Origin of the sequence: Blastomonas sp. (assembly GCF_030373265.1) — a bacterium.
In the GTDB taxonomy this organism is placed as follows: Bacteria; Pseudomonadota; Alphaproteobacteria; order Sphingomonadales; family Sphingomonadaceae; genus Blastomonas.
In genome coordinates this window covers 43,674-67,405 of record NZ_JAUCZC010000020.1, presented here as the reverse complement: position 1 = coordinate 67,405, position 23,732 = coordinate 43,674, and the positions used below count along the sequence as shown (strand labels likewise).

24 protein-coding genes are annotated in these 23,732 nt (G+C 63.1%); 12 read left to right on the top strand and 12 right to left on the bottom strand.

What is annotated here, in order from left to right; genetic code table 11:
* Positions 1 to 3 precede the first annotated feature (3 nt).
* Both QUV11_RS12675 and QUV11_RS12670 read left to right on the top strand, forming a co-directional pair.
* Positions 4 to 714, top strand: a complete 711-nt coding sequence (locus tag QUV11_RS12675) for an ATP12 family chaperone protein (RefSeq protein ID WP_300883252.1) — start codon at positions 4 to 6, stop codon at positions 712 to 714.
* A 125-nt stretch (positions 715 to 839) separates the two neighbouring features.
* Positions 840 to 1,655, top strand: coding sequence for a hypothetical protein (locus QUV11_RS12670; protein WP_300883250.1), 816 nt, complete (start codon positions 840 to 842; stop codon positions 1,653 to 1,655).
* 57 nt (positions 1,656 to 1,712) lie between these two features.
* Here the strand turns inward: QUV11_RS12670 and QUV11_RS12665 are convergent, their stop codons facing one another.
* The 8 genes from QUV11_RS12665 to QUV11_RS12630 all read right to left on the bottom strand — a co-directional run bounded on the left by QUV11_RS12665 (position 1,713) and on the right by QUV11_RS12630 (position 11,621).
* Positions 1,713 to 3,740: a 3-hydroxyacyl-CoA dehydrogenase NAD-binding domain-containing protein gene (locus tag QUV11_RS12665; RefSeq protein WP_300883248.1), complete on the bottom strand. Its 2,028-nt coding sequence runs from the start codon at positions 3,738 to 3,740 to the stop codon at positions 1,713 to 1,715.
* A gap of 16 nt (positions 3,741 to 3,756) precedes the next feature.
* A complete protein-coding gene (locus QUV11_RS12660; protein ID WP_300883246.1) occupies positions 3,757 to 4,977 on the bottom strand; it encodes a serine hydrolase in 1,221 nt (406 codons plus the stop codon).
* A 36-nt stretch (positions 4,978 to 5,013) separates the two neighbouring features.
* Positions 5,014 to 5,805 (bottom strand): SDR family NAD(P)-dependent oxidoreductase, encoded by a 792-nt coding sequence (locus tag QUV11_RS12655; protein WP_300883244.1) that lies wholly within the window; start codon positions 5,803 to 5,805, stop codon positions 5,014 to 5,016.
* Between the two features lie 23 nt (positions 5,806 to 5,828).
* Positions 5,829 to 6,605, bottom strand: a complete 777-nt coding sequence (locus tag QUV11_RS12650) for an SDR family NAD(P)-dependent oxidoreductase (protein WP_300883242.1) — start codon at positions 6,603 to 6,605, stop codon at positions 5,829 to 5,831.
* Positions 6,606 to 6,607: 2 nt separating this feature from the next.
* Positions 6,608 to 7,681 (bottom strand): phosphotransferase family protein, encoded by a 1,074-nt coding sequence (locus tag QUV11_RS12645; RefSeq protein ID WP_300883239.1) that lies wholly within the window; start codon positions 7,679 to 7,681, stop codon positions 6,608 to 6,610.
* A 22-nt stretch (positions 7,682 to 7,703) separates the two neighbouring features.
* A complete protein-coding gene (locus QUV11_RS12640; RefSeq protein ID WP_300883237.1) occupies positions 7,704 to 8,786 on the bottom strand; it encodes a Zn-dependent alcohol dehydrogenase in 1,083 nt (360 codons plus the stop codon).
* Between the two features lie 87 nt (positions 8,787 to 8,873).
* A complete protein-coding gene (locus QUV11_RS12635) occupies positions 8,874 to 10,163 on the bottom strand; it encodes an acyl-CoA dehydrogenase family protein (protein WP_300883235.1) in 1,290 nt (429 codons plus the stop codon).
* 15 nt (positions 10,164 to 10,178) lie between these two features.
* On the bottom strand, positions 10,179 to 11,621 hold the full coding sequence (locus QUV11_RS12630; protein ID WP_300883234.1) for an MFS transporter: 1,443 nt from the start codon (positions 11,619 to 11,621) through the stop codon (positions 10,179 to 10,181).
* Positions 11,622 to 11,944: 323 nt separating this feature from the next.
* On the opposite strand from QUV11_RS12630, the gene QUV11_RS12625 reads away from it, so the two are divergent.
* The 5 genes from QUV11_RS12625 (at position 11,945) to QUV11_RS12605 (ending at position 17,331) form a co-directional block, all read left to right on the top strand.
* Complete coding sequence (locus tag QUV11_RS12625) at positions 11,945 to 13,126, top strand: acyl-CoA dehydrogenase family protein (protein WP_289619563.1); 1,182 nt, start codon at positions 11,945 to 11,947, stop codon at positions 13,124 to 13,126.
* 137 nt (positions 13,127 to 13,263) lie between these two features.
* A complete protein-coding gene (locus tag QUV11_RS12620) occupies positions 13,264 to 14,400 on the top strand; it encodes an acyl-CoA dehydrogenase (protein WP_300883231.1) in 1,137 nt (378 codons plus the stop codon).
* Positions 14,401 to 14,554: 154 nt separating this feature from the next.
* Positions 14,555 to 15,697, top strand: coding sequence for an acyl-CoA dehydrogenase family protein (locus QUV11_RS12615; protein WP_300883229.1), 1,143 nt, complete (start codon positions 14,555 to 14,557; stop codon positions 15,695 to 15,697).
* A 4-nt stretch (positions 15,698 to 15,701) separates the two neighbouring features.
* The gene (locus tag QUV11_RS12610; protein ID WP_300883227.1) at positions 15,702 to 16,502 is read left to right on the top strand and encodes an SDR family NAD(P)-dependent oxidoreductase; all 801 of its coding nucleotides are present in this window, start codon (positions 15,702 to 15,704) and stop codon (positions 16,500 to 16,502) included.
* A 106-nt stretch (positions 16,503 to 16,608) separates the two neighbouring features.
* The gene (locus QUV11_RS12605; RefSeq protein ID WP_300883225.1) at positions 16,609 to 17,331 is read left to right on the top strand and encodes a DUF4197 domain-containing protein; all 723 of its coding nucleotides are present in this window, start codon (positions 16,609 to 16,611) and stop codon (positions 17,329 to 17,331) included.
* 13 nt (positions 17,332 to 17,344) lie between these two features.
* On the opposite strand, the gene gmk is transcribed toward QUV11_RS12605, so the two are convergent.
* The 4 genes from gmk to QUV11_RS12585 all read right to left on the bottom strand — a co-directional run bounded on the left by gmk (position 17,345) and on the right by QUV11_RS12585 (position 20,440).
* A complete protein-coding gene (gene gmk / locus QUV11_RS12600) occupies positions 17,345 to 18,004 on the bottom strand; it encodes a guanylate kinase (RefSeq protein ID WP_300883222.1) in 660 nt (219 codons plus the stop codon).
* 71 nt (positions 18,005 to 18,075) lie between these two features.
* Positions 18,076 to 18,465 (bottom strand): hypothetical protein, encoded by a 390-nt coding sequence (locus tag QUV11_RS12595; protein ID WP_300883220.1) that lies wholly within the window; start codon positions 18,463 to 18,465, stop codon positions 18,076 to 18,078.
* 69 nt (positions 18,466 to 18,534) lie between these two features.
* A complete protein-coding gene (fumC, locus tag QUV11_RS12590; RefSeq protein WP_300883218.1) occupies positions 18,535 to 19,932 on the bottom strand; it encodes a class II fumarate hydratase in 1,398 nt (465 codons plus the stop codon).
* A 34-nt stretch (positions 19,933 to 19,966) separates the two neighbouring features.
* Positions 19,967 to 20,440 (bottom strand): SspB family protein, encoded by a 474-nt coding sequence (locus QUV11_RS12585; RefSeq protein ID WP_300883216.1) that lies wholly within the window; start codon positions 20,438 to 20,440, stop codon positions 19,967 to 19,969.
* A 120-nt stretch (positions 20,441 to 20,560) separates the two neighbouring features.
* Between QUV11_RS12585 and hisB the strand changes: the two genes are divergently transcribed.
* The 5 genes from hisB to QUV11_RS12560 all read left to right on the top strand — a co-directional run bounded on the left by hisB (position 20,561) and on the right by QUV11_RS12560 (position 23,685).
* Positions 20,561 to 21,154 carry an imidazoleglycerol-phosphate dehydratase HisB gene (hisB, locus tag QUV11_RS12580; protein WP_300883214.1) on the top strand — a complete coding sequence of 198 codons (594 nt, stop codon included), beginning with the start codon at positions 20,561 to 20,563 and terminating at the stop codon, positions 21,152 to 21,154.
* Positions 21,147 to 21,767: an imidazole glycerol phosphate synthase subunit HisH gene (hisH, locus tag QUV11_RS12575; protein WP_300883212.1), complete on the top strand. Its 621-nt coding sequence runs from the start codon at positions 21,147 to 21,149 to the stop codon at positions 21,765 to 21,767. Before hisB ends, hisH begins: the two co-directional genes overlap by 8 nt.
* Before the next feature lie 2 nt (positions 21,768 to 21,769).
* Positions 21,770 to 22,498 carry a 1-(5-phosphoribosyl)-5-[(5-phosphoribosylamino)methylideneamino]imidazole-4-carboxamide isomerase gene (gene hisA, locus QUV11_RS12570; RefSeq protein ID WP_300883272.1) on the top strand — a complete coding sequence of 243 codons (729 nt, stop codon included), beginning with the start codon at positions 21,770 to 21,772 and terminating at the stop codon, positions 22,496 to 22,498.
* A complete protein-coding gene (gene hisF, locus QUV11_RS12565; protein WP_300883210.1) occupies positions 22,495 to 23,283 on the top strand; it encodes an imidazole glycerol phosphate synthase subunit HisF in 789 nt (262 codons plus the stop codon). The genes hisA and hisF overlap by 4 nt, the downstream gene beginning before the upstream one ends.
* 141 nt (positions 23,284 to 23,424) lie before the next feature.
* Positions 23,425 to 23,685, top strand: a complete 261-nt coding sequence (locus QUV11_RS12560) for a hypothetical protein (RefSeq protein ID WP_300883208.1) — start codon at positions 23,425 to 23,427, stop codon at positions 23,683 to 23,685.
* Positions 23,686 to 23,732: the final 47 nt, after the last annotated feature.

Sequence of the window (23,732 nt, the reverse complement as noted above, 5' to 3'; positions counted from 1 at the left end):
AGCATGAAGCGCTTCTACAAGACCGTATCTGTCGCCGACGCCGAGGCGGGGTATCAGTTGCTGCTGGACGATCGTCCCGTCAGGACGCCCGCGCGTGCGCCGCTCGTGCTGCCAACGGCCGAAATGGCGCAAAGTGTGGCAGATGAATGGGCGGGGCAGGGCGAGGACATCGTCATCGCCACCATGCCGATGACCGGCTTTGCCAATGCCGCGATCGACCGCATCCTCCCCGACCGCGGCAGGTTCGTCAGCGACATCCTGGCCTATGGCGCGACCGACACGCTGTGTTACCGCGCTGACCCGGGCGATCCTCTGGCAACCAGACAGCAGGAGGTCTGGGAGCCGATCTTGACCTGGTCCGAAAAGCGCTATGACATAGGCTTGGTCAGGGTCGCCGGTATCATCCATCAGCCGCAGTCCCAGCACAGCCTGTCCCGCCTGCAGGCCGTCGTCGAGAGCTTCGATCCGTCCGGATTGGCGGGCCTCACCACGCTGGCAAGCATCGGTGGATCGCTGATCGCAGCCCTGGCATTGATAGAAAAAGCCTTTGATTCCGAACGAATTTGGCAGGCGGTTTGCCTTGAGGAGCTCTGGCAGGTCGAACTGTGGGGAACCGACGCGGATGCGGAAACCACACGCCAGTTGCGCCGTGCTGCATTTGACGATGCGGCCCGCTTTTGCTGTATGGCCCGCGACGCCAACCGGGAACGATAGGATCGCTTCAGCGTTCCGTATTTGTTGCTGTTGTTCCATCCCGTGCTTGCGCCGATTGGTGTCCCGGGCTTTTTCAAGCCTAGGTCGTTGGCGCCGAGCACACCATCTCAAGGAGAAATTTCCCCATGATGAAGTCTGCGATTTCGATTCTTTTTGCTTCCAGCGCGCTGGCCTTGTCGGGCGCTCCGGCTCTGGCCCAGACGGCCGCTCCGGCTGATCCGGCTGCCCCCGCTGAAGCGCAGCCTGCACCCGCCGACCAAGCGGCACCCGCCGACCAGGCGGCACCAGCCGCACAGGCTGCTCCCGCAGCACAGGGCGCCGCACCGCAGTTGACTGCCGAACAGGCTGAGGCGCAGAACAAGGCGGTCGCCGATTTCACCGCCGCTCAACAGGCACAGGCTGCCGGCAATCACGCCGAGGCCGTTGCCAAGCTCGAGCCTTCGCTTCCCGTGATCCGCGACATCGTGAGCCGCGATCCCAACAGCATCCAGAACGCCGGATTCCTTGCGAGTGCGCTGACGATCACAGCGAATTCGCAGGGCGCGATGGGCAACATCGATGCCATCCCGCCGCTGTACACCGAAGCTGCTCCCCTGTGGATGAAGGTTTACGAGTCGGACAAGGCCAATACCGGCGTGCGTGGAACGTTGGTGTCCATTCTGGTGAATCTGGGCAACTTCAACCTCAACCAGGAAAACAAGGCCGCTGCCCAGCCGAATTTCGAGCAGGCGTTGGCGATCGTCAAGGAAGGTCGCGCGGCTGATCCGGCCGATGCGGAACTGGCAAACGCCGAATTCTCGAGCCTCATCGGTCTCAACCAGTCAACCGGCGAAGCGAGCTATCTCGAGCAGGCCAAGCCAATCGGCGAGGAACTGCGCGCTAAGGGCACCGTCAGCGCGGCGAACCAGCCTGCGGTCGATGCGATCCTCGGCGCCGCCTGAGCATTACGTTGATCTGAGAAAAACCCCGCCGGAGATGCTCCGGCGGGGTTTTTTGTATCAGAAGCCTTCGTTTTTCTCAGCCTTCTCGGCCAACAGCGGCGATATGGCAAAGCCGTGTTTCTTGAGCCCTTCGACGATCTTGGGGGTGCCTTCCAGCCCCGCCCAGAACATCGGGCCGCCGCGATAAACCGGCCAGCCATAGCCGTAGATCCAGACCACATCGATATCCGAGGCGCGCTGCGCCATGCCCTCTTCGAGGATCATCGCGCCCTCGTTGACCATGGTATACAGCGTGCGCTCGATGATCTCCTGATCGCTGATGTCGCGCTTGGGCATGTTCGAGCGTGAGCGGAAATCCTCGATGATCTCCGCGACCCGGGCGCTTGGCGTCGGATTGCGCTTCTCGTCATAATCATAGAAGCCAGCGCCCTTTTTCTGGCCCCAGCGGTCTTCGGCACACAGGGCATCGCGGATCGATTCAATCCGGCTCGGGTCCCGGTGCCAGCCGATATCGACGCCGGCCAGATCGCTCATCTGGAACGGGCCCATCGGCATCCCGAACTCGACGTGCACCCGGTCGATCTGCTCGGGCGTTGCACCCTGCATCAGGAGCTTGTTGGCTTCAACCTGGCGCGGCATCAGCATGCGGTTGCCGATAAAGCCGTGGCACACGCCCGCGACCACTGCGACCTTCTTGATCTTCTTGGCCAGACCCATGACCGTGGCGAGGACATCGTCAGCGGTCTGGGCGCCGCGGACGACCTCAAGCAGCTTCATGATGTTGGCGGGCGAGAAGAAGTGCATGCCGAGCACGTCCTGCGGACGGCTGGTCGATGCCGCAATCTCATCCACGTTCAGATAGCTGGTGTTGCTCGCCAGGATTGCGCCGGGCTTGGCAATCGCGTCGAGCTTGCCGAACACCTCTTTCTTGACGTCCATGTTCTCGAAGATCGCCTCGATGATCAGGTCGCAATCGGCAAGGTCATCGAGCGACAGCGATGGCGTCAGCAGCCCCATCGCCTTTTCGACCTGCTCGCTGGTCAGGCGGCCCTTCGCGGCGCTCGCCTCGTAGTTCTTGCGGATGACACCGACACCACGGTTAAGCGCGTCTTCGGCCTGCTCGACGATGGTGACGGCGATGCCTGCCGACAGGAAATTCATCGTGATGCCGCCGCCCATCGTGCCGGCGCCGATCACGCCGACCTTGGCAATGGGACGCAACGCGATGTCGCTGGCGATGCCGTCGATCTTGCTCGCCTTGCGTTCGGCGAAGAAGATGTGACGCTGGGCTGCGGATTGCGATCCGAACATCAGCTTCATGAACTCGGTGCGTTCGAATTCGAGGCCTTCGGCGAAGGGCAGGCGGGTCGCCGCCTCGACGCAGGCGATGTTGGCGGCAGGTGCGTCGAAGCCACGGAACTTGCGCGCGTTCTCTTTCTTGAACGCTTCGATCGCGGCGTCGTCAGCGACGGCTGCCTTTTCGCTGACCCGGGGGATCGGACGGACGGCCTTGATCTTGTCGGCGAAGGCCAGCGCAGCCTCCAGCAGCGCGCCTTCCTCGGCCAGCTCATCGACGAGCCCCCATTGGTGCGCCAGCTTTGCGGACACAGGATCGCCCTTGGCAGTCATCTCGAGCGCTGCCTTGACGCCAACCACGCGTGGCAGGCGCTGGGTGCCGCCGGCACCGGGGAGCAGGCCAAGCTTCACTTCAGGCACCCCAAGCTTCGCCGAGGGAACAGCGATGCGGTAGTGCGCGCACAGTGCGGTCTCCAGCCCGCCACCCAAAGCGGTGCCGTGAATCGCAGCGACCACCGGCTTGTCGAAGGCTTCCATGCGCGCGATGATCGCGGGGAGCATGGGTTCGACAGGCGGTTTGCCGAATTCGGTGATGTCGGCCCCGGCGAAGAAAGTCTGGCCAGCACAGATCAGCACGATCGCCTTTATGCCGTCATCGGCGGCGGCTTCATTGAGGGCAGCTTCCAGTCCGGTGCGTACACCCGCGCCGAGCGCGTTGACCGGTGGGTTGTTGGACGTGACGATCAGAACATCGCCGCGTTTCTCGGTGGAGATCGGGGAATCGGACATATCGGTTTTCCTTTGGTTATTCGACGGCGGCGTAGAGCATCGTCTTGATCTCTCGCCGGATGGGATAGGTGCTGGACGGCATAAGCTGCGTCATGAAGATCATCACGATGTCTTCGACCGGATCGACGAAGAACGCGGTTGAGAACATGCCGCCCCAATAGAAGTCGCCGACCGAGCCGGGGACGCCGGTTGCGGCGCTGTCGATGGTGGTGGCAAATCCCAGGCCAAAGCCTGCGCCAGCATTCTCTGCCTCGCTGAACAGCGCTTTGCTGTGCTGGGTCAGGTCGCCGCCGCCGGGCAGGTGGTTGGCGATCATCAGATCAAGCGTCTTGCGGCCCAGGATGCGCACGCCATCCAACGTGCCGCCGTTGAGCAGCATCCGGCAGAACCGGTGATAGTCGGCCAGGGTCGAAGCCATGCCGCCACCGCCCGAAAGCTGGCTGGGCTTGCGGCCCCAGGCGGTGGTCGCCCCGGGATCGTACATCTTCATCCGCTCGGTGGGGTGGAAGACATAGCAATCGGGGACGCGATCCAGCTTGCCCTCGGGAATCTGGAAATGCGTGTCGTCCATACCCAGCGGCGCGGTGACCCGATCCGCGATGATCTGGTCGAGCGGCTTGTCATCGACACGCTGGAGGATCGCGCCGAGTATGTCAGTCGAGATCGAATAGTTCCACGACGTGCCGGGATCGAACTGCAGCGGGACATCCGCCAGGATGCGGATAAACTCTTCGAGATCGGGGCCGGCAAAGGCTTCCAGTTTGTGCTTGCGGTACGCCGCATCGATCGGCGTGCGCTCCTGAAAGCCATAGGTCAGCCCCGAGGTGTGCCGCAGCAGGTCGATCATCCGCATCGGTTGAGTTGTCGGCCGCGTGACGAATGGCTGGGCGCCGCCGCCTGAGACGAAAACGCCGAGGTTCTTCCATTCGGGGATCACCCGGTGAACAGGATCCGAGAGCGCCAGCTTTCCTTCCTCGACAAGCTGCATGAACGCGACCGAGGTGATCGGCTTGGTCATGCTGGCGATCCGGAAAATCGCATTCTCCGCAAGCGGCTGCCCCGGGCGCGCCTCGCCCTGCAGCGAAAGCTGCGCCACCTCGTGCCCCCGCCCGATCAGCACCGCGGCATGCGGCAGGCGTTTGGTTTCCAGATACTTGCTCTGGATATGGGTCGGAATGCGCTCGAGCAAATCCTGGTTGAAGCCAAGGTCAGCCGGGTCAGACACAAAAATACTCATCTGGAAAAGTCCATTGCTCCATGGATGGTTGATAGCTCACGTGGCGGTCTGGCCAAAACGCTGCCGGGCATAGGGATGCGAAGTGCTGAGCCCGCCGTCGACCACCAGCGCATGCCCGTTCACATAGCTCGACCTGTTGGACGCCAAGAACAGGGCCGCCTCTGCGATCTCGTTGGGAACGCCACCGCGCTGCATGGGGTTGAGCTGACCGATCTTGTCCTCAAAGCCCTTCTCGCGCGCCTTGGTATAGATGAATTCGGTCATCCCCGTCTGAATCAGGCCAGGGCAGATGGCGTTGCAGCGCACGTCGCTGCCGGTCAATTGCTGCGCAGCAATCCGCACAAGATTGATCACGCCAGCCTTGCTCGCGGTATAGGCAGGACCGCCTGCTCCCGAACGCAAGCCCGCAACCGAGGCGGTACAGATGATCGATCCACCGTTGCCGGCGTCGGCCATCGCCTTGCCCGCATGCTTGATCGCGAGAAACGGCCCGATCAGGTTGATCGCCAGGATACGCTCCCATTCCTCGACGGTCTGGTCGAAGATGCCGTCGAACCCGCCGGAAATGCCCGCGTTGGCGAAGAACACATCAAGCTTGCCTTGCTGCTCGACAGCCTTGCTGACGAGCATCTGGACATCGGCTTCCTTGCTAACGTCAGCCTGGACTGCCGTAATCGCGCCCGGATTCTCCGCAGCCGTTTCGTCCTGCTTGCCGGTGATGTCGCTCGCGATGACCTTGGCGCCGTGCTGTGCGAACAGCAGGCAGCTCGCCCTGCCGATGCCGCTGCCCGCGCCCGTGACGATGGCAACCTTGCCCTGAAGATCCATGAAATTCCCTCCTGATACGGCTGTCAGATCGCCGCTGCGATAGTGGTGCCGCCATCGATGACGATGGACTGGCCGGTGATATAGGTCGATGCATCCGAAGCCAGAAACACCGCTGCGTCGGCGATCTCATCGGGCTGCCCGATCCGCCGCAGCGGGGTGACGGTGCGAACATAGCCCATTAGCTTCTCGTCCTCCCACAAGGCGCGCGCCATATCTGTCTGGATCAGGCCCGGTGCGATGCAGTTGACGCGGATATTGTCGACGCCCAGTTCGACTGCGAGATTGCGGGCGAGCTGGAAGTCCGCTGCCTTCGAGATGTTGTACACCCCGATGCTGCGAGCACCCTGCATTCCACCGATCGAAGAGATGATGATCACCGATCCGCGCCCGGCGGCGCGCATGTCTGGTAGCGCCATCTGGATCAGCCAGTGATTGGACAGGATGTTGTTGTCGAGGATCTTGCGGAATTGGTCGTCGCTGATTCCTCCCATCGGGCCGTAATACGGATTGCTCGCCGCGTTGCAGACAAGAATGTCGATCGGTCCCAGTTGCGCGCGCGTCTGATCGACGAGGTTCTGAAGATCCTCCTTGCGCGATATGCTGGCAGCGATGGCGATCGCAGTGGCCGTACCGTGCTGCGCGTTGATCTCGGCCGCCAGCGCATCGCAGGCATCCTGCTTGCGGCTTGAAATGACAACCTTGGCGCCATGCTCTGCCAGCTTGCGCGCGGTGGAAGCGCCGATGCCGCGCGAAGAACCGGTGATGACTGCGACACGCCCGGTCAGATCGAAGCTGGACATGCTTAGCGCGCCCCGGCCTTCTTGGCATAGGCCCAGGCAGCCTGCGCGAGCGGAATCACCCGCTGGGCCATCTGCTCGGCCTGAGAGCTCGAAGCGGTCCCATCGATCACGCGTTTCTTGATGCCCTGCAAAATCGCGGCAATCCGGAACTGATTGTAGGCCAGGTACCAGTCGAGATCCGGCACATGATCCAGCCTGGCCTTTTCGCTGTAGCGCGCCATGGCTTCTTCCATCGTCGGAATTCCCAGCGCCTGCAAGTCCACACCCAGCAACCCGTTGCGGCCCTCGGCGGGCTGCACCCAGCTCATCAGGAAATAGGACAGGTCGGCGATGGGATCACCCAGCGTCGACAACTCCCAATCAAGCACCGCCAGCACCTTGGGCTCATCCTTGGCGAAGATCATGTTGTCGATGCGAAAATCGCCGTGCGCGATGCCGAATCCGCGCTGCTCGGGCACGGTTTTTTCAAGCCATGCAATCAGCTGGTCCATCTCTGGAATAGTTTCAGTCTCGGACAGGCGATACTGCTTGGTCCAGCGCGAGATCTGTCGCGCACAATAATTGCCCGGCTTGCCATAGCTTTCAAGCCCGATTGCGGCAGGATCGAAGCTGTGCAGATGCGCCAGCGTATCGATCATCGCGTTGTAGATCGCGGCTCGCTCATCGGGGGTCTTGCCCGGCAGCGTGCCATCCCAGTAGCTCGCACCATCCGTGAAGGCCATGACATAGAACATCGAGCCAATGACGCTCTCGTCCTCGCACAGGCCGAACTGGCGTGAGACCGGAAAGCCCTGATCGTAGAGCGCTGCCTGGACACGGTATTCGCGATCGACGGCATGCGCCGACGGCAGCAGCGTGCCGAACGGCTTGCGCCGCAGCACATAGGCAGCGTCCGGGGTGGTTACCTTGTAGGTGGGGTTGGACTGGCCACCCTTGAACTTGGACATCGTCAGCGGGCCGGAGAAGCCCTCGACATTGGCCTCGAACCAGGCCGTGAGCTTCGCTTCGTCAAGCCGGTCCTGCTCGGGCACCTCCATGGTGCCGGTCATCGTCGCCTGTGCGTCGATCTGATCCATAATCGCTTAAATCCTCACCCAATCAGTTGTATGTGATCACCGAGCGCGCGGAATCGCCGACCCGCAGCGCATCGAAGGCATCGTTGATCCGCTCGAGCGGCATGCGTTCGGCAATAATCGTGTCGAGGTCCAGCATCCCGCGCATATAGAACTCCACAAGTCGTGGAATTTCAACGGGAAATCGGTTGTTGCCCATAAGCGACCCTTGGAGCTTCTTGCCCTGAAGCAACTCCATCGCACCCAGGGAAACCTTTTCGGTGAGCGGCATCATTCCCAGAATGGTCGCGGTGCCGCCGCGCCGCAGGACCTTCACCGCCATTGCTCCCGATGCTGGCCGACCGACGGCTTCGATCGCGTGATGGACGCCGCCCTTGGTCATCTCGATGATCTGCGCGGCGGCACCGTCGGCGCTCGAATCGATCATGTCTGTCGCGCCCAATCTGTGAGCGAGCGCGCGTTTCTCGGCAACAGGATCGATTGCGATGATACGCCCGGCGCCTGCAATCTTCGCGGCGTTGACCGCCGCCAGCCCGACCCCCCCGCAGCCGACGATTGCAACGGTCTCGCCGGGAACCAGATCGGCGGCATTGAAAATCGCGCCCGCACCGGTGGTGACCGCACAGCCGATTACGCAGGCGCGGTCCAGCGGCATCTCGGGATTGATCGCGACACAGGCGTGCTCGTGGATCAGCATCATTTCGGCATAAGCCGACAGGTTGAGCATCTGGTTGAGCGGTCCGTCCTCGAGCCGCAGCCGTGGCGGCGCGCCGGGTGCGCGGCGTGTATCCCCGCCCAGGCACAGCGACATCTGTCCGGTGACGCAATATTCGCAATGGCCGCAATAGGCGCTGAGGCAGGTGACCACCGCATCGCCCACCTTCACAGTCGACACGCCGTCACCCACCGCCTCGACAATTCCTGCAGCTTCGTGGCCGGGGATGAAGGGCAGGGGATGCGGATAGGTACCGTCGACGAAGTGAAGATCGGATCGGCACACCCCGGTCGCTGCGGTGCGGATCAGCACCTCACGCGGGCCAGGCTTGTCGATGATGACCTCGCGCACCTCCAGCGGCTTGCCCGGCTCATAACAGATGGCGGCTTTCATCGTTGCTCTCCCAAGCCCTATCCTTCGTCCTGCGCCCCCGTCTTGTGCGGGGCTTTCCCCCTCCCGCAAGGGGAGGGGGAAGATCGATCAGCGCGCCACGCCCAGATCGCCCGAGCTCAATGCGCCGTCGTCATCGTTCACACCATGGCGTCCCAGCTCGATGCGCGCGATGGTGCGGTTGTGCACTTCATCGGGACCATCGGCAAGCCGCAGCGTGCGCATATGGGCATAGGCCTTGGCGAGACCGAAGTCTTCGCTCACGCCAGCGCCGCCATGCGCCTGGATGGCATCGTCGATGATCTTCAATGCCATGCGCGGCGCAGCCACCTTGATCATGGCGATTTCGGCCTTGGCGTATTTGTTGCCGACCTTGTCCATCATGTCTGCGGCCTTGAGGCACAGCAGCCGGTTCATCTCGATATCGATCCGGGCGGTAGCGAGGCGCTCTTCCCAGATGCTGAATTCGGAAATGCGCTTGCCGAAGGCGACACGGGTCTGCAGGCGACGGGCCATCTTGGCGAGCGCTTCTTCGGCGACACCGATGGTGCGCATGCAGTGATGGATGCGGCCCGGCCCGAGGCGGCCCTGCGCGATCTCGAACCCGCGGCCTTCGCCGAGCAGCATGTTGGATGCCGGGATGCGAACATTCTTGAGCTCGATTTCCATGTGACCGTGGGGCGCATCATCATAGCCGAACACGGGCAGGTGACGCACGATGTTCACACCGGGCGCATCGAGCGGCATCAGCACCATCGACTGCTGGGCATGGCGCTTGGCCTCGAAATCGGTCTTGCCCATGACGATCGCGATCTTGCAGCGCGGATCGCCGGCACCCGACGACCACCATTTGCGGCCGTTGATGACATATTCGTCGCCCTCGCGGCGGATCGAGGTTTCGATGTTGGTCGCATCGGACGAGGCGACCTGGGGTTCGGTCATCAGAAAGGCAGAACGGATTTCGCCATCCATCAAGGGCTTCAGCCACTCGTCCTTGTGCGCGCGGGTGCCATAGCGATGCAGCACTTCCATGTTGCCGGTATCGGGCGCCGAGCAGTTGAAGACCTCGCTGGCCATGCCGACGCGGCCCATTTCCTCGGCGCACAAGGCGTATTCGAGGTTGGTGAGGCCCGGACCGTCGAACTCGAAGCTGTCATCGACATGCGCCAGATTGGGGTTCGACGGCGGCATGAACAGGTTCCAGATGCCTGCGGCCTTGGCCTTGGCCTTCTCTTCCTCGATCACCGGCAGCACCTTCCAGCGCGAGCCTTCGGCCTGCTGTTGGTGATAGTCGTGCTCGCGCGGGCGGACGTTGCTTTCGATGAAGGCACGGACGCGGTCGCGCCAATAGGCCTGACGCTCGTTGAGATCAAAATCCATGTTTGGGGTGTCCTTTCATGATAATCTGGCTTTTGCGATTTCGGCGAGCCGTGCCTCGTGGTCGGCGCGGCCGAGGGGAAAGCGGGTGAACAGCCACGCGCAACCGATGCCGATGATGGTCGCCGTGATGGCAAAGGTGATGGCGAGCCGGTCGATCACCTCTGCAGAGACCTCACCGGGCTGGGCGTTTTCGGGAAAGCCGGCAATCGACAGGATCAGCGCAGAGGCGAGAATTCCCAGGCCCCCGATGCATTTCTGCATGAAGAAGAACCCGGCAAAGAAAATCCCCTCGGTGCGCTTTCCGGTGCGCGCTTCATGTGCGTCGGTGACATCGGCGATCATCGAACTGATCATCATCATCGCGCAGATCCCGAAGGTCATCGACAGCGCGATCAGGCCCAGGACCGCCGCGGTCGCCAAGTCCGATCCATTGTCGGGAAAGAGTCCCAACCAGCGCAACCAATAGGGTAGGGTGCCGAAGATCAATGACAGCACCGCCGACACTGCTCCGGTCGGCCCCTTTTCCAGACGGCGCGACATCGGCCCGACGATGCCGAACGCGAGAGCCACACCGACAAACAGGACGAACGGATAGATGTTGAACGCCGAAGGCGGCAGCTCCCAGACATACAGCAGCAAATAGTTGGTCAGTGCAAACGTCAGACCTTGGCTGGCGAATGCGCAGACGCCTGCGCCCAGCAGGATCTGGAACGGTCGAAACCGCAGCGCCGCTCCAAAATCGCTGAACCCGTGCGAAACGCTCTTGGCATCGGACTGGTTGGGCCGCGCCATCAATTTGTGCGTGCCCAGCGCCGAAACAACCACCGAGATCAGCATCACGATCGACCCTACCACCGCATAGCGATGATACCCGTTGGGATTGAGTATGCCATTGTCGTAGCCCGGTTCGGGCACGAGCAGCAGCGCATAGGCCGCATACAGCATCACCAGCCCGCCCAGCCATCCAAACAGGAAGCGGTAGCGCAGCACCTCGGTGCGCTCGTGATAGTCGCGTGTCAGCTCGGGCAGCATCGCGAGCGCTGGCACCTCATAGGCCGAGAACGAGAAGCGCACCGCCATGGCCACAAAAATGACGTAGAAGAACATCAGGCCATCGCCGATCTGCGGCGGGTTCCACAGCAGGATCCATGACAGGGCGATCGGCACGGCTGCGGCATACAGCCAGGGGTGGCGTCGCCCCCAGCGGCTGCGAGTCGCATCGGACTTGTGCCCGACGATCGGATCGAAGAAGGCGTCCGCGATCAGCGCGATCAGCACGGCCAGTCCCACCTGTTCGGCGGGCATGCCGACAACCTGATTGAAGTAGATCAGCAGGAAGACGGCAAAACCATTATCCTTGATGCCGTACGCCACAGACCCGAACCCATAGGCCAGCTTGGTGCCCATCGACACGCGGGCAGCTACTGGCTTGGTGGTCAGGCTGGCAAGATCGGTCATGCGTGGCGATCGCCTTGTCCGACGGCGGGTTGCCAACGGTCGGGCCGGGGCACCGCCGCACCTTGTGGCGCTGGCGATGCGATGGACCAGGTGGCCCGCTGCATTGATTCTCTCCCGCTTGCTTTGCTTGGCCGCACCATATGATGCCTGCCGTAAACGTCAACTCCGCTGGCGATGACGTTACGGCATTCGGCGTAGGATTCAACAGGCTTGCAGCCCGGTTCGCTCCACCATAGACTGAGTCGCGAAGCGCAGTTTTGACCGCAGAAAAATCTTTCCGGCCAGAGCGCGCACAGGATTTAACCATGCGGGAGAGGATGACGATGAGCGATCTCGATCAGTTCAGGCTGGACGTGCGCGAGTGGCTGGAGGCGAACTGCCCGGCCGAGATGCGCGAACCGGTACGCGGCGAGGATGACGTCTGCTGGGGCGGGCGCAACTGGACCTTCAAGAACGAAGCGCAGAAGCTGTGGCTCGAGCGTTGCGTGGCCAAGGGCTACACCGTTCCCGACTGGCCCAAGGCCTATGGCGGCGCCGGGCTTTCGGCTGGCGAGGCCAAAATTTTGCGGCAGGAAATGGCGCGGATCAATGCCCGGCCGCCGCTGTCGAGCTTCGGCATCTGGATGCTCGGCCCTGCGTTGCTGCACTTCGGAACCGAAGAACAGAAAGTGCATTATCTTGGCCAGATCGCCCGCGGCGAAATCCGCTGGTGCCAGGGCTATTCGGAGCCGGGTTCGGGTTCGGACCTCGTCAGCCTGCAGACGTTCGGCGAAGACAAAGGCGATCACTGGAACGTCAATGGCAGCAAGATCTGGACCAGCTATGCCGACAAGTGCGACTGGATTTTCTGTCTGGTCCGCACCGACAAGACCAACAAATATCAGGGCATCTCTTTCCTGCTGTTCGATATGGAAACGCCGGGCGTCTCGACCAAGCCGATCAAGCTGATCAGTGGCAACTCGCCGTTTTGCGAGACCTTCTTCGACGATGTCGTGGTGCCCAAGGAGCAGATGGTCGGTCCGCTGAACCGCGGTTGGGATGTCGCCAAATACCTGCTCGGCCATGAGCGCGAGATGATCTCGGGCGGCGGTCTGGGCGATGGCGCGCCGTCGCTGGGCGCACAGATGCTCGCCTCGATTGGTGCCAATGGACTCGGCCAGCTCGACGATGGTCTGCTGCGTGCAGAGCTGGCGCAGTTCGATGTCGATGCATTGGCGTTCAAGGCGATGGCCGAGCGCTTCACCGACGAAATGAAGTCGGGCAAGGGCCATCCCGCGCAGCCGAACATGATGAAGTACGCCGGGACCGAGCTCAACAAGCGCCGCCACGAACTGGTGATGGCGGGCAATGGCTCGGACGCGCTCGAATGGGAGAGCGAAGCTTCGAAGGGCGGCGCCAAGGCGCGCAACTGGCTGCGCACCAAGGCGAACAGCATCGAGGGCGGCACCAGCGAGGTGATGCTCAACGTGATCGCAAAGCGCATCCTGGATCTGCCGGGGGCTTGAGCGCCTGACGCCCTTTTTGCTCGATCCCCTGCGCAGGCAGGGGGCCATCTCCCGAAGGTAGCGCTTGGTGCACCCTTAGGAGATGGGTCCCCGCCTTCGCGGGGAAACGAAAATCTGAACGATTGCGAGACATTCCCATGCCAATGTACCTCAACGAAGACCAGGCGATGCTGCGCGACAGCGCACGCGAATTCCTCAAATCCGAAGCGCCGGTCAGCCATCTGCGGAAGCTGCGCGACGACAACTGCAAGGACGGTTTCCGTCACGCCTTATGGAAGCAGTTCGGCGAAATGGGCTTTACCGGCATCCTGATCGGCGAAGACGATGGCGGGCTTGGCCTCGGCCATGTCGAAGCCGGCGTGGTGCTCGAGGAGATCGGCCGCAACCTGTCGCCGTCGCCGTTCCTGACCACCGCGATTGCAGGTGTGTCCGCGCTCAACCATGGCGGCCAGCATCTCAAGGACAAGTTCTTTCCCGGCATTCTGGCGGGTAACACTGTGCTGGCGCTGGCGATCGACGAAGGCGCCAAGCACCGGCCTGCTCACATCGCGACCAAGGCCGAGCGTTCGGGCAACGGCTTCAAGCTGACCGGACAAAAGCAGTTCGTGATCCAGGGCGCCAGCGCCGACGCGTTGATCGTCGCGGCGCGCACCGCCGGGTCGCCGGGCGAAACCGATGGCATCACGCTGTTTGCGGTCGACAAGGATGCGGCCAACATGTCGATGGACAGCGCGCGGCTGGTCGACAGCGCGATGGCAGCGCACGTCACGCTCGACGGCGTCGAGGTCGATGGCGATGCGGTGATCGGAGAGGTCGACAACGGCTGGCAGGTGCTGTCGGCCCTGCTTCGCGCAGGCCGCGCAGGGTCGTCGGCCGAGCTGGTCGGCGTCGGTGCTGGCGCGATGGACATGACCGTCGATTATCTCAAGCAGCGCAAGCAGTTCGGGCGTCTGATCGGCGAGTTCCAGGCGCTGCAGCATCGCTCGGCGCATCTCTACAGCGAGATGGAGATCGCGCGCGCTGCGGTGCTCAAGGCGCAGCAATTGCTCGACGAAGGCAAGGACAGCGCGGAGGTCTATGTCTCGGTCGCCAAGGCCAAGGCAGGGCGCACCACCAATCTGGTCGTGCGCGAAGGCGTGCAGATGCACGGCGGCATCGGCATGACCGACGAATACGACATCGGCTTCTACATGAAGCGCGACCGGGCGTTGAACGAGTTCATGGGCGACGCGAACTTCCACGCAGGCCGGGTTGCCGAGATTTTCGGGTATTGATGAGCCTCTCCCCTCCCGCAAGCGGGAGGGGCAGGTCCAGCTTGCTGGACCGGGGTGGGCCTGAAATTGGCAACAGCTCAGGCCCGCCCCGGCTTCGGCTGCGCCTCAGCCACCCCTCCCGCAGGCGGGAGGGGAGAGACACAAGGAGAGCGGTATGGCACTCGATCCCGATATTTTCGACGCATTGCTCGAAGGCGTCCGCCGGTTCGTGGCCGAACGGCTGCGTCCGCTGGAGGCGCAGGTGTCCGAGACCGACGAGATCCCCGACGACCTCGTGCAGGAGATGCGCGAGCTTGGGCTGTTCGGGCTGTCGATCAGCGAGGAGTTCGGCGGGCTCGGCCTCAACATGGAGGAAGAGGTCCGTATAGCGTTCGAACTGGGGCGCACGTCGCCTGCGATGCGATCGACCTTCGGCACCAATGTCGGCATCGGCAGCCAGGGGTTGGTGGTGGATGGCAACGACGCGCAGAAAGCGAAGTACTTGCCGCTGATCGCCAGCGGGCAGATCATCACCTCGTTCGCGCTGACCGAGCCCGATGTCGGATCGGACAGCGGCGCGGTGAAGACCCGTGCAGAGCTTGATGGCGACGTTTATGTGCTCAACGGCTCGAAGCGCTACATCACCAACGCCGACAAGGCCGACCTGTTCACGGTGATGGCCCGCACCGGCGGTCCCGGCCCCAAAGGGGTCAGCGCGTTTCTCGTCTCGCGCGATCTGCCGGGGCTTTCGGTCGGCAAGCCCGAACGCAAGATGGGCCAGCAGGGCGCGCATGTCTGCGATGTCACCTTCGACAATGTCCGCGTGCCTGCCGAAAACCGGCTGGGCGCGGAAGGCGATGGCTTCAAGGTCGCGATGCGCGTTCTCGACCGCGGCCGCCTGCATATCTCGGCGGTGTGTGTTGGCGCTGCCGAGCGGCTGATCGCGGACAGCGTTGCTTATGCCAAGGAGCGCAAGCAGTTCGGCAAGCCGATCGCCGAGTTTCAGATGATCCAGGCGATGATCGCCGACAGCGTCGCCGAGGCCAAGGCCGCCAAGGCTTTGGTGCTGCAGACCGCACGCGCCAAGGACCGCGGTGAACGCATCACCGAGGATTGCGCCTGCGCCAAGCTGATTGCGTCGGAAATGGTCGGCCGCGTCTCCGACCGCGCGGTGCAGATCTTCGGCGGCGCGGGCTATATCGCCGATTACGGGATCGAACGTTTCTACCGCGATGTCCGCCTGTTCCGCATCTATGAGGGGACAAGCGAGATCCAGCGCACCATCATCGCAAGGGAAGCCTTGCGCAACGAAGGATAATAGGATGAATTTCGAACAGCTGTTTTCAGTCAAAGGCAAGGTTGCGCTGGTCACCGGCGGCTCGCGCGGCATCGGCAAGATGATCGCGCAGGGCCTGATCGCAGGCGGCGCCAAGGTCTATATCTCGGCGCGCAAGGCCGATGCCTGCAACGCCACAGCGGAAGAACTCGGCCCCAACTGCATCTCGCTGCCCGCCGATGTCTCGAGTGTCGAGGGAACACGCCAGCTCGCAGCGCAGTTGGCCGAGCATGAGCAACGGCTCGATATCCTGGTCAACAATGCCGGCGCTGCCTGGGGCGCAGAGTTCGAGGATTTCCCCGAAATCGGCTGGGACAAGGTGATGGACCTCAACGTCAAATCGCCGTTCTTCCTCACACAGTCGCTGCACGGTCTGCTCAAGGCGGGTGCGAGCGCGGAGACCCCGGCCAAGGTCATCAACATCTCGTCGGTCGACGGCATGCGGATCAATCCGTGGGAAACCTACAGCTATCAGGCGAGCAAGGCGGCGCTGATCCAGCTGACCAAGCGGATGGCCGTCAGGCTGCTGCGCGATCACATCTATGTCACGGGCATCGGCCCGGGCGCGTTCCCGTCGGACATGAACAAGGCCGCGCGCGATCATGGCGACATGGTGTCCAAGGGCATTCCGAACAAGCGCGTCGGCGACTGGATGGACATCTCGGGCGCGGTGATCTTCCTCGCCAGCCGGGCAGGGGACTATGTCATTGGCACGACCATTCCCGTGGATGGCGGCATCGTCAATGCGCAGGTCCCGCTGGGCGGCTATGACCCCGAGGGCAATTGATCCCAGCCGATCTTCGATGTGACCGGACGTAAAATCGCAGCGCCTGCACTGGCGCTGCGGTTCGGCTTGCTGCATCCTGCCGAAAACAGCGACAGGAGAGAGCAAGATGGCGTTCCGGATATCCTCTATGGCGCTTGCGCTGGCGGCATCGACCGCGACGATGGCGGCCTTGGCCGTTCCGACGGCGGCTTTTGCCCAGAAGGCCAAGGCGTCCAAATCGGCCGGCGGTTCGATGAAGGGCCTGCTGGGCAATGCGTCCGACAGCGCGCTCGATCAGCTTTCTCGCCCGGGCGCGTTCTACGCCGACGAGGCGGTCCGCATCCTGCTTCCGGGGCCGCTGCAAAAGGCGAGCAAGCTGATGAAGCTGACCGACCAAGCCGGACTCACCAACAACCTGACCAAATCGATCAACGATGCAGCAGGGCTCGCAGCCCAGGAGGCCAAGCCGGTGTTTCGGTCCGCGATTGATTCGATGACGCTGACCGATGGCGTGGGCATTGTCACCAGCGGCGAAACCGGCGGGACACAATATCTGCGACGCACGTCAGGCGAGGTGCTGCGGCAGAAGATGCGGCCGCTGGTCAGCGATGCGCTCGGCAGGACCGGTGCGTTGAAACAGCTTGATTCGCTCGGGGCGGGGGGCAGTGGCGCCGGCGGCATGCTGGGCTCGCTTGCCGGGGTCGGGATCAACCGCGACGGGTTGATCGATAGCGTGACCGATCAGGCGATGTCGGGGATATTCACCTATATCGGCCGCGAAGAAGCGACATTCCGCAAGAACCCGCTCAAGGCGGGGCAGAAGCTGCTCGACAGCATCCGGCAGAAATAGCGACGGCGAGACGTCAGGGGCGGTCGGTCGGGTTCATCAGATCGCGGACATAGTCGATCAGCCCGGTCTGGCGCGCACGCCGCATCCGCTCGGACTGCAAAATCTGGCAGACCTTGGTGAAGCAACTATCGACATCGTCGTTGATGACAACGAAATCATAGCCGTCCCAGTGGCTGATCTCGTCCTGCGCGCGCGCCATGCGGCTGGCGATCACCTCTTCGCTATCGGTGTTGCGCCCACGCAGACGCCGGTGCAGTTCCTCGAGCGAGGGGGGCAGGATGAACACGCGCACGACATCGCCCTCGGCGCGCTGGTAAAGCTGCTGCGTGCCCTGCCAGTCGATGTCGAACAGAAAATCCTGGCCGTCGCGCAGACCCTGCTTCACCGCCGCCTTAGGGGTGCCGTAATAATGACCGAACACCTTGGCCCATTCGAGTAGCGCATTGTCTTCCACCAATTGATGGAACGTCGCCTCGTCGATGAAGTGATAATGCGTGCCGTCGATCTCGCCCGGGCGCGGCGGGCGGGTGGTCACCGACACCGACATGCACAGCCGCCGATCCGCTTCGAGCATCATCCGCGCGATGGTCGATTTGCCCGCGCCCGACGGCGATGACAGGATGAAGAGCAAGCCGCGCCGGGCCAGAGCATTCTTGGAAGCGGAAATGACCATCGCCGCTCTAGGCCAAAGCAGCGGCTATACGTCAACCGGTTTGTGCGAATGCCGACGCCAGAGCAAGGCGATCAGGGCTTGGGAGGGGGAGAGGTCTCGCTCTGGGTCTTGCGATGATCGTAGATCGCCTTGGCCAGCAAAACCCCACCCACCAGCAGGGCACCAGGCACGGACCGGGTAGCAACCCGCGCCGCGATCGCGCCCATGATCGTTCCACCAAACAATCCCGCAGCCAGATTGCTGCGCGCGTGCGAGCCGATCATGTTGCGGACCATTTCGTCATTGGCGGCGGTGGAGATCAGCTTTCCGGCGCCGTTGATCGCTCCTCGCGACCAGTGCTTGGGCTTGTCGGATGCAGGGGCCGCGTCCGCACTGCCTGTGGGTACAGGCGGGGTGCTGACGGGCGCGGCGGTTTGTGGCGCGGGGGCGGGGGCAGGCGTGTCGTTTGCGGGGCTGGTCATGTCGGATTCCATAGCTTATCTGGCTTTCGATCTCAACGCGCCGCTCCCACCAAGCGTTCCACCGCTATTCTATCGGCCTGTCATGTCGCCCGCGCGGACATGCTCATCGAACGTCGCCTCGTCGACCAGGCCGAGTGCCAGGCCTGATTCCTTGAGCGTCATGCCGTTCTCGTGCGCGTGCTTGGCGATCTTCGCGGCATTGTCATAGCCGATCACCGGCGCAAGCGCGGTAACCAGCATGAGGGATCGCTCGACCAGTTCGGCGATCCGGCCCTCGTTGGCGGCGAGCCCCGCGACGCAGCGCGTTGTGAAACTGTCCATCCCGATCGCCAGAAGGTCGATGCTGCGCAGGACATTGGCTCCGATCAGCGGTTTGAAGACGTTGAGTTCAAGATGCCCCTGCATCCCGCCGACGGTCACCGCCTGATGATTGCCGATCACCTGCGCCGCCACCATCGTCAGCATCTCGCACTGGGTTGGATTGACCTTTCCGGGCATGATCGAACTGCCCGGCTCGTTGGCGGGAAGCTCCAGCTCGCCCAGCCCCGAGCGGGGTCCCGAGCCCAGCAGCCGGATGTCGTTGGCGATCTTGGTCAGCGCCACGGCCAGCGTGCTTAAGGTGCCGGAAAGATGCACGAGCGGATCATTCGATGCGAGCGCTTCGAAGCTGTTTTCCGCAGGATGAAACGGTTGACCGGTAATTCCGGCGATGGCGTCGCACATGTCGGCCGCAAAGCCCTTGGGCGCGTTGAGCCCGGTGCCCACGGCGGTTCCGCCGATGGCAAGGCGATAGGTTCCTGCAACGATCCCGGGCTCTATCCGGCGCCCGCAGCGATAGAGCTGGTTGGCATAGCCGGAAAACTCCTGGCCCAGCGTCAGCGGCGTTGCGTCCTGCAAATGGGTGCGTCCGATCTTGACGATATCCATCCAGTCGGCAGCCTTCGCCCCGAGCGCACCGGTGAGCCGTGAGAGCGCGGGCAGCAACCGGGTTTTGGCTTCAAGGCTGACGGCGACGTGCAACGCGGTGGGGAAGGCGTCGTTCGACGACTGCCCCTGATTGACATGATCGTTGGGATGGACAGGCGACTTGTCGCCGCGTTTGCCGGTCAGCAGTTCGTTGGCGCGGCCCGCAATCACCTCGTTGACGTTCATGTTGGTCTGGGTGCCGCTGCCGGTCTGCCAGATGGTAAGCGGAAACTGATCGTCGTGCGCTCCGGAAATGACCTCCTGCGCCGCTGCATCTATGGCGTCTGCGACCTCCCCGGGGAGACCGTGGCGACGATTGACCCTCGCTGCGGCTTGTTTGACGATGGCGAGGCCATGCACGATGGCGATCGGCATCCGCTCGTGCGGGGCAAACGGGAAGTTCACGATGCTGCGCTGGGTCTGCGCGCCCCAATAGCAATCGGCAGGAACCGCTATGGAGCCAAGCGAATCGCTCTCCATCCGGGTGGTATCGCTGGTCATGGGTGCTGGTCCGTCCGTTGAGGCGGCCATGCCGCTATTTGCGCTTGCCGAAATCCACGCTGACGACGTTGGAACCATCGCCGTCGCCGCCGGGATGGTCGTTTTCCGCTGCCTCGTGCGGCTCAGGCGGGGGTGTATCGCCCGTCACCTGGAACTGGAGCCCGAAATCAACAGCGGGATCGACAAACGCGGTGATTGCACTGAACGGGATGAACAGGTGCGCAGGCACGCGGTTGAAGCTGAGCCCAACCGCAAAGCCGGTCTTCTCGACCTTGAGGTCCCAGAACTTCTGCTGGAGCACGATGGTCATCTCGTCGGGGAAGCGCTCGACTAGATGCCGCGGGATATCGACACCGGGCGACTTGGTCTTGAAGGTGATGTAGAAATGGTGGTTGCCAGGAAGGCCGTTGGCTTCGACCTCGCCCAGCACCCGGCCGACAACCGCGCGCAGAGCCTCCTGCACGATCTCGTCATAGGGAATCAGGCTGTCGGCTGCATCGTCACTCATAGCCTTTTTGTTGGACTGCCTGCCGCGCAGGGTCAAGGCGCTATTGGCACGAAAGGCCAATCAACCTCTTCGGGCGGCAAAGATGTTGCGCGTGCCCGCAAGGTGATTATAGGGCGCAGCATGCGCACCGCCCGGATAGAACGCAAGACCCATGAAACCGACATATTCGTCGAGGTCAACCTCGACGGGACGGGACAGTTCGACGTGTCCACCGGTATCGGGTTTCTCGATCACATGGTCGAGCAGTTCTCGCGCCATTCGCTGATCGACCTGACCTGCCGGATCAAGGGCGACCTGCATGTCGACCAGCACCACACCACCGAGGATTGCGCGCTGGCCATCGGCCAGGCGATTGTCCAGGCGCTGGGCGACAAGGGCGGAATCGTGCGCTACGGCCATGCCTATTCCCCGATGGACGAGACCTTGAGCCGCGTTGCGGTCGATATCTCGGGACGTCCGTTCTTTGTCTGGAAGGCCGCATTTACGCAGCCGCGGCTGGGCGAGATGGATACCGAGCTGTTCGAACACTGGTTCCACTCTATTGCCCAGACCGCGGGGCTGACCTTGCACATCGAACTGCTCTACGGCGCAAACAACCACCATATATGCGAAAGCATCTACAAGGGCTTTGCCCGCGCAATGCGCTCTGCGGTCGAGATCGACCCGCGCAAGCAGGGAGCCATTCCTTCTACCAAGGGTGTGCTGGGTGGCTGAGCGCGTCGCGCTGATCGACTACGGCGCCGGGAATCTGCACAGTGTCCACAATGCGCTGAAGGCGGCAGGCGCGCCCGACACCATCGTGACCGCCGACCCTGCTATCGTCCGTCGTGCCGAGCGGATCGTTCTCCCAGGTGTGGGCGCGTTCGCCGCGTGCATGGGCGGTCTTGCCGCGATCCCGGGCATGATCGACGCGCTGGAACAGCGGGTGCGCGGCGACAAGGTGCCGTTCCTCGGCATCTGCGTCGGCATGCAGCTGCTTGCAACCCGCGGCGTAGAGCATGGCGTGCACCAGGGCCTTGGCTGGATACCGGGCGAAGTCGGCATGATCGAGGCCGCGTCTTCGATCAAGGTGCCGCATATGGGGTGGAACGACGTCGTCCCATCGCTGGGCGCGCCGCTGATCGAGCATGGCGAAGCGTACTTTCTGCACAGCTATCATTTCGTCGCTGCCGATGACGCCGATGTCGCTGCACGCACCGATCATGGCGGGCCGGTTACTGCCGCCGTAGCTCGGGACAATATCATCGGCGTGCAATTTCACCCGGAAAAGAGCCAGGCCTACGGGCTTGGCCTGCTCCGGCGCTTTCTCGACTGGAGCTGGCCATGAGCATCATCGTTTTTCCGGCCATCGACCTCAAGGGCGGACAGGTCGTCCGCCTGGCCGAGGGCGATATGGACCGCGCCACCGTCTATGGCGACGATCCAGCCGCCCAGGCGATGCTGTTCTCGCAAGCCGGCGCGCAGCATCTGCACGTGGTCGATCTCGACGGCGCGTTTGCGGGCGAGGCGGTCAACCGCAGTGCGGTCGAATCGATCATCGCAAGCTTTCCTGGTTATCTCCAGCTTGGCGGCGGCATCCGAACGCGAGCTGCGGTCGAGGGCTGGTTCGGCCTTGGCGTCGCGCGCGTCGTCATCGGCACCGCTGCGCTGACCGATCCTGAATTTGTCCGCGACATGGCGCGCGCCTATGAAGGCGGCATTGTCGTTGCGGTCGATGCGCGCGACGGCATGGTCGCGACGCATGGCTGGGCCGATGTCTCCGATGTTCCCGTCGCCGATATGGCGCGCCGCTTCGAGGATGCGGGCGTCACCAGCCTGCTGTTCACCGATGTCGGCCGCGACGGCATGCTCAAGGGCTGCAACATCGAGGCGACGGTGGCACTTGCGCGCACCACCGACATTCCGGTGATCGCCAGCGGCGGTGTCAAGGGCATCGACGATATCCATATGCTCAGCCTGCACGCCACAGACGGCATCGAGGGCGTGATCACCGGTCGCGCGCTGTATGACGGGCGGCTCGACCTTGCCACCGCGATTGCCATGGCCGCGCGCGGATGAACGTCCGGGTCCGCGTCATCCCCTGCCTCGACGTTGCCAATGGCCGGGTGGTCAAGGGCGTGAACTTCGTGGACTTGAAGGATGCGGGCGATCCGGTCGAGCAGGCACGTGCCTATGACGCCGCCGGTGCCGACGAACTGTGCTTTCTGGACATATCCGCCAGCCACGAGGCGCGCGGAACGATTATCGACGTCGTGCGCCGGACGGCGGAAGTGTGCTTCATGCCGGTCACCGTCGGGGGCGGCGTGCGCAGCCCCGAGGATGCCCGCGCGTTGCTGCTGGCGGGCGCGGACAAGGTCGCGATCAACAGCGCGGCAGTCGCGCGACCTGAGCTCGTTGGGGACATAGCGGAGCGCTTCGGCAGTCAGTGCGTCGTCGCCTCGATCGATGCCCGTCGTCGTCCCGACGGAGCAGGCTGGGAAATCTTCACCCATGGCGGACGCAAGGCGACCGGCATCGACGCGATCGAGCACGCGCTCAACCTGACCCGGCTTGGGGCGGGGGAACTGCTGGTAACATCGATGGACCGCGATGGCACCCGCGACGGCTATGATCTCGACCTGATCCGCACGATCGCCGACCAGGTTGACATCCCGGTGGTCGCCAGCGGCGGCGTGGGGAATATCGCTCATCTGGTGGAGGGGGTCGTCCAGGGCCATGCCAGCGCGGTGCTGGCAGCCTCGATCTTCCACTTCGGCGAAGCCAGCATTGCCGACGCGCACAGCGCACTGCGCGCCGCCGGATTGCCCGCGCGGGCTGCCGGACCGAGCGGGCAGTCCGCGTAAAATCGGATCACGCAAACGTCGGTCCGCTTGACAAAGCATGGCAATGCGCGTCGGGCTTTAACTATTATGTGCAAGCAATTTCGCCGCTATTGCCATTTTGGCCAGCAGCTTGCTTAACCTTTCAATATGAAGTGTCTCGGCATGAAACCCGGCATAACCCAGCGTCTTGCGGCGCGCAGCATCGCTGTGATCACCGGGGTGGCTCTGTCCGCCATGCAGCACGCTCAGGCCAATCCGCTGGCGGGCGTAACCCTGGATGGCATCAGCCGTGCAGGCGGCATCCGGGAGTGGATTGAGATCGCGGAGCCCGGCAATCTGGGGCTTTTGCTGATGGGCGTCGCCGGCGTTGTCATCGGTCGGTGGGCGGCGGGAAAGAAGCGCAAGGACCCGCCCGAGCGGTGATCCAAGGCGCTGGCCGCTCTTGACCTTCGCCAAAGCGGCGCGCAGAG

Bases quoted from the DNA above. Each gene is read 5' to 3' on its own strand.
- QUV11_RS12605 (WP_300883225.1), top strand. From the start codon at position 16,609: ATGGCGTTCCGGATATCCTCTATGGCGCTTGCGCTGGCGGCATCGACC.
- hisF (WP_300883210.1), top strand. From the start codon at position 22,495: ATGAACGTCCGGGTCCGCGTCATCCCCTGCCTCGACGTTGCCAATGGC.
- QUV11_RS12560 (WP_300883208.1), top strand. From the start codon at position 23,425: ATGAAACCCGGCATAACCCAGCGTCTTGCGGCGCGCAGCATCGCTGTG.
- hisB (WP_300883214.1), top strand. From the start codon at position 20,561: ATGCGCACCGCCCGGATAGAACGCAAGACCCATGAAACCGACATATTC.
- QUV11_RS12615 (WP_300883229.1), top strand. From the start codon at position 14,555: ATGGCACTCGATCCCGATATTTTCGACGCATTGCTCGAAGGCGTCCGC.
- QUV11_RS12655 (WP_300883244.1), bottom strand. From the start codon at position 5,805: ATGGATCTTCAGGGCAAGGTTGCCATCGTCACGGGCGCGGGCAGCGGC.
- gmk (WP_300883222.1), bottom strand. From the start codon at position 18,004: ATGGTCATTTCCGCTTCCAAGAATGCTCTGGCCCGGCGCGGCTTGCTC.
- QUV11_RS12665 (WP_300883248.1), bottom strand. From the start codon at position 3,740: ATGTCCGATTCCCCGATCTCCACCGAGAAACGCGGCGATGTTCTGATC.
- QUV11_RS12595 (WP_300883220.1), bottom strand. From the start codon at position 18,465: ATGACCAGCCCCGCAAACGACACGCCTGCCCCCGCCCCCGCGCCACAA.
- QUV11_RS12675 (WP_300883252.1), top strand. From the start codon at position 4: ATGAAGCGCTTCTACAAGACCGTATCTGTCGCCGACGCCGAGGCGGGG.
- QUV11_RS12670 (WP_300883250.1), top strand. From the start codon at position 840: ATGATGAAGTCTGCGATTTCGATTCTTTTTGCTTCCAGCGCGCTGGCC.
- fumC (WP_300883218.1), bottom strand. From the start codon at position 19,932: ATGACCAGCGATACCACCCGGATGGAGAGCGATTCGCTTGGCTCCATA.
- QUV11_RS12640 (WP_300883237.1), bottom strand. From the start codon at position 8,786: ATGAAAGCCGCCATCTGTTATGAGCCGGGCAAGCCGCTGGAGGTGCGC.
- QUV11_RS12645 (WP_300883239.1), bottom strand. From the start codon at position 7,681: ATGGATCAGATCGACGCACAGGCGACGATGACCGGCACCATGGAGGTG.
- QUV11_RS12610 (WP_300883227.1), top strand. From the start codon at position 15,702: ATGAATTTCGAACAGCTGTTTTCAGTCAAAGGCAAGGTTGCGCTGGTC.
- QUV11_RS12620 (WP_300883231.1), top strand. From the start codon at position 13,264: ATGCCAATGTACCTCAACGAAGACCAGGCGATGCTGCGCGACAGCGCA.
- QUV11_RS12660 (WP_300883246.1), bottom strand. From the start codon at position 4,977: ATGAGTATTTTTGTGTCTGACCCGGCTGACCTTGGCTTCAACCAGGAT.
- QUV11_RS12585 (WP_300883216.1), bottom strand. From the start codon at position 20,440: ATGAGTGACGATGCAGCCGACAGCCTGATTCCCTATGACGAGATCGTG.
- QUV11_RS12625 (WP_289619563.1), top strand. From the start codon at position 11,945: ATGAGCGATCTCGATCAGTTCAGGCTGGACGTGCGCGAGTGGCTGGAG.
- QUV11_RS12630 (WP_300883234.1), bottom strand. From the start codon at position 11,621: ATGACCGATCTTGCCAGCCTGACCACCAAGCCAGTAGCTGCCCGCGTG.
- QUV11_RS12650 (WP_300883242.1), bottom strand. From the start codon at position 6,605: ATGTCCAGCTTCGATCTGACCGGGCGTGTCGCAGTCATCACCGGTTCT.
- QUV11_RS12635 (WP_300883235.1), bottom strand. From the start codon at position 10,163: ATGGATTTTGATCTCAACGAGCGTCAGGCCTATTGGCGCGACCGCGTC.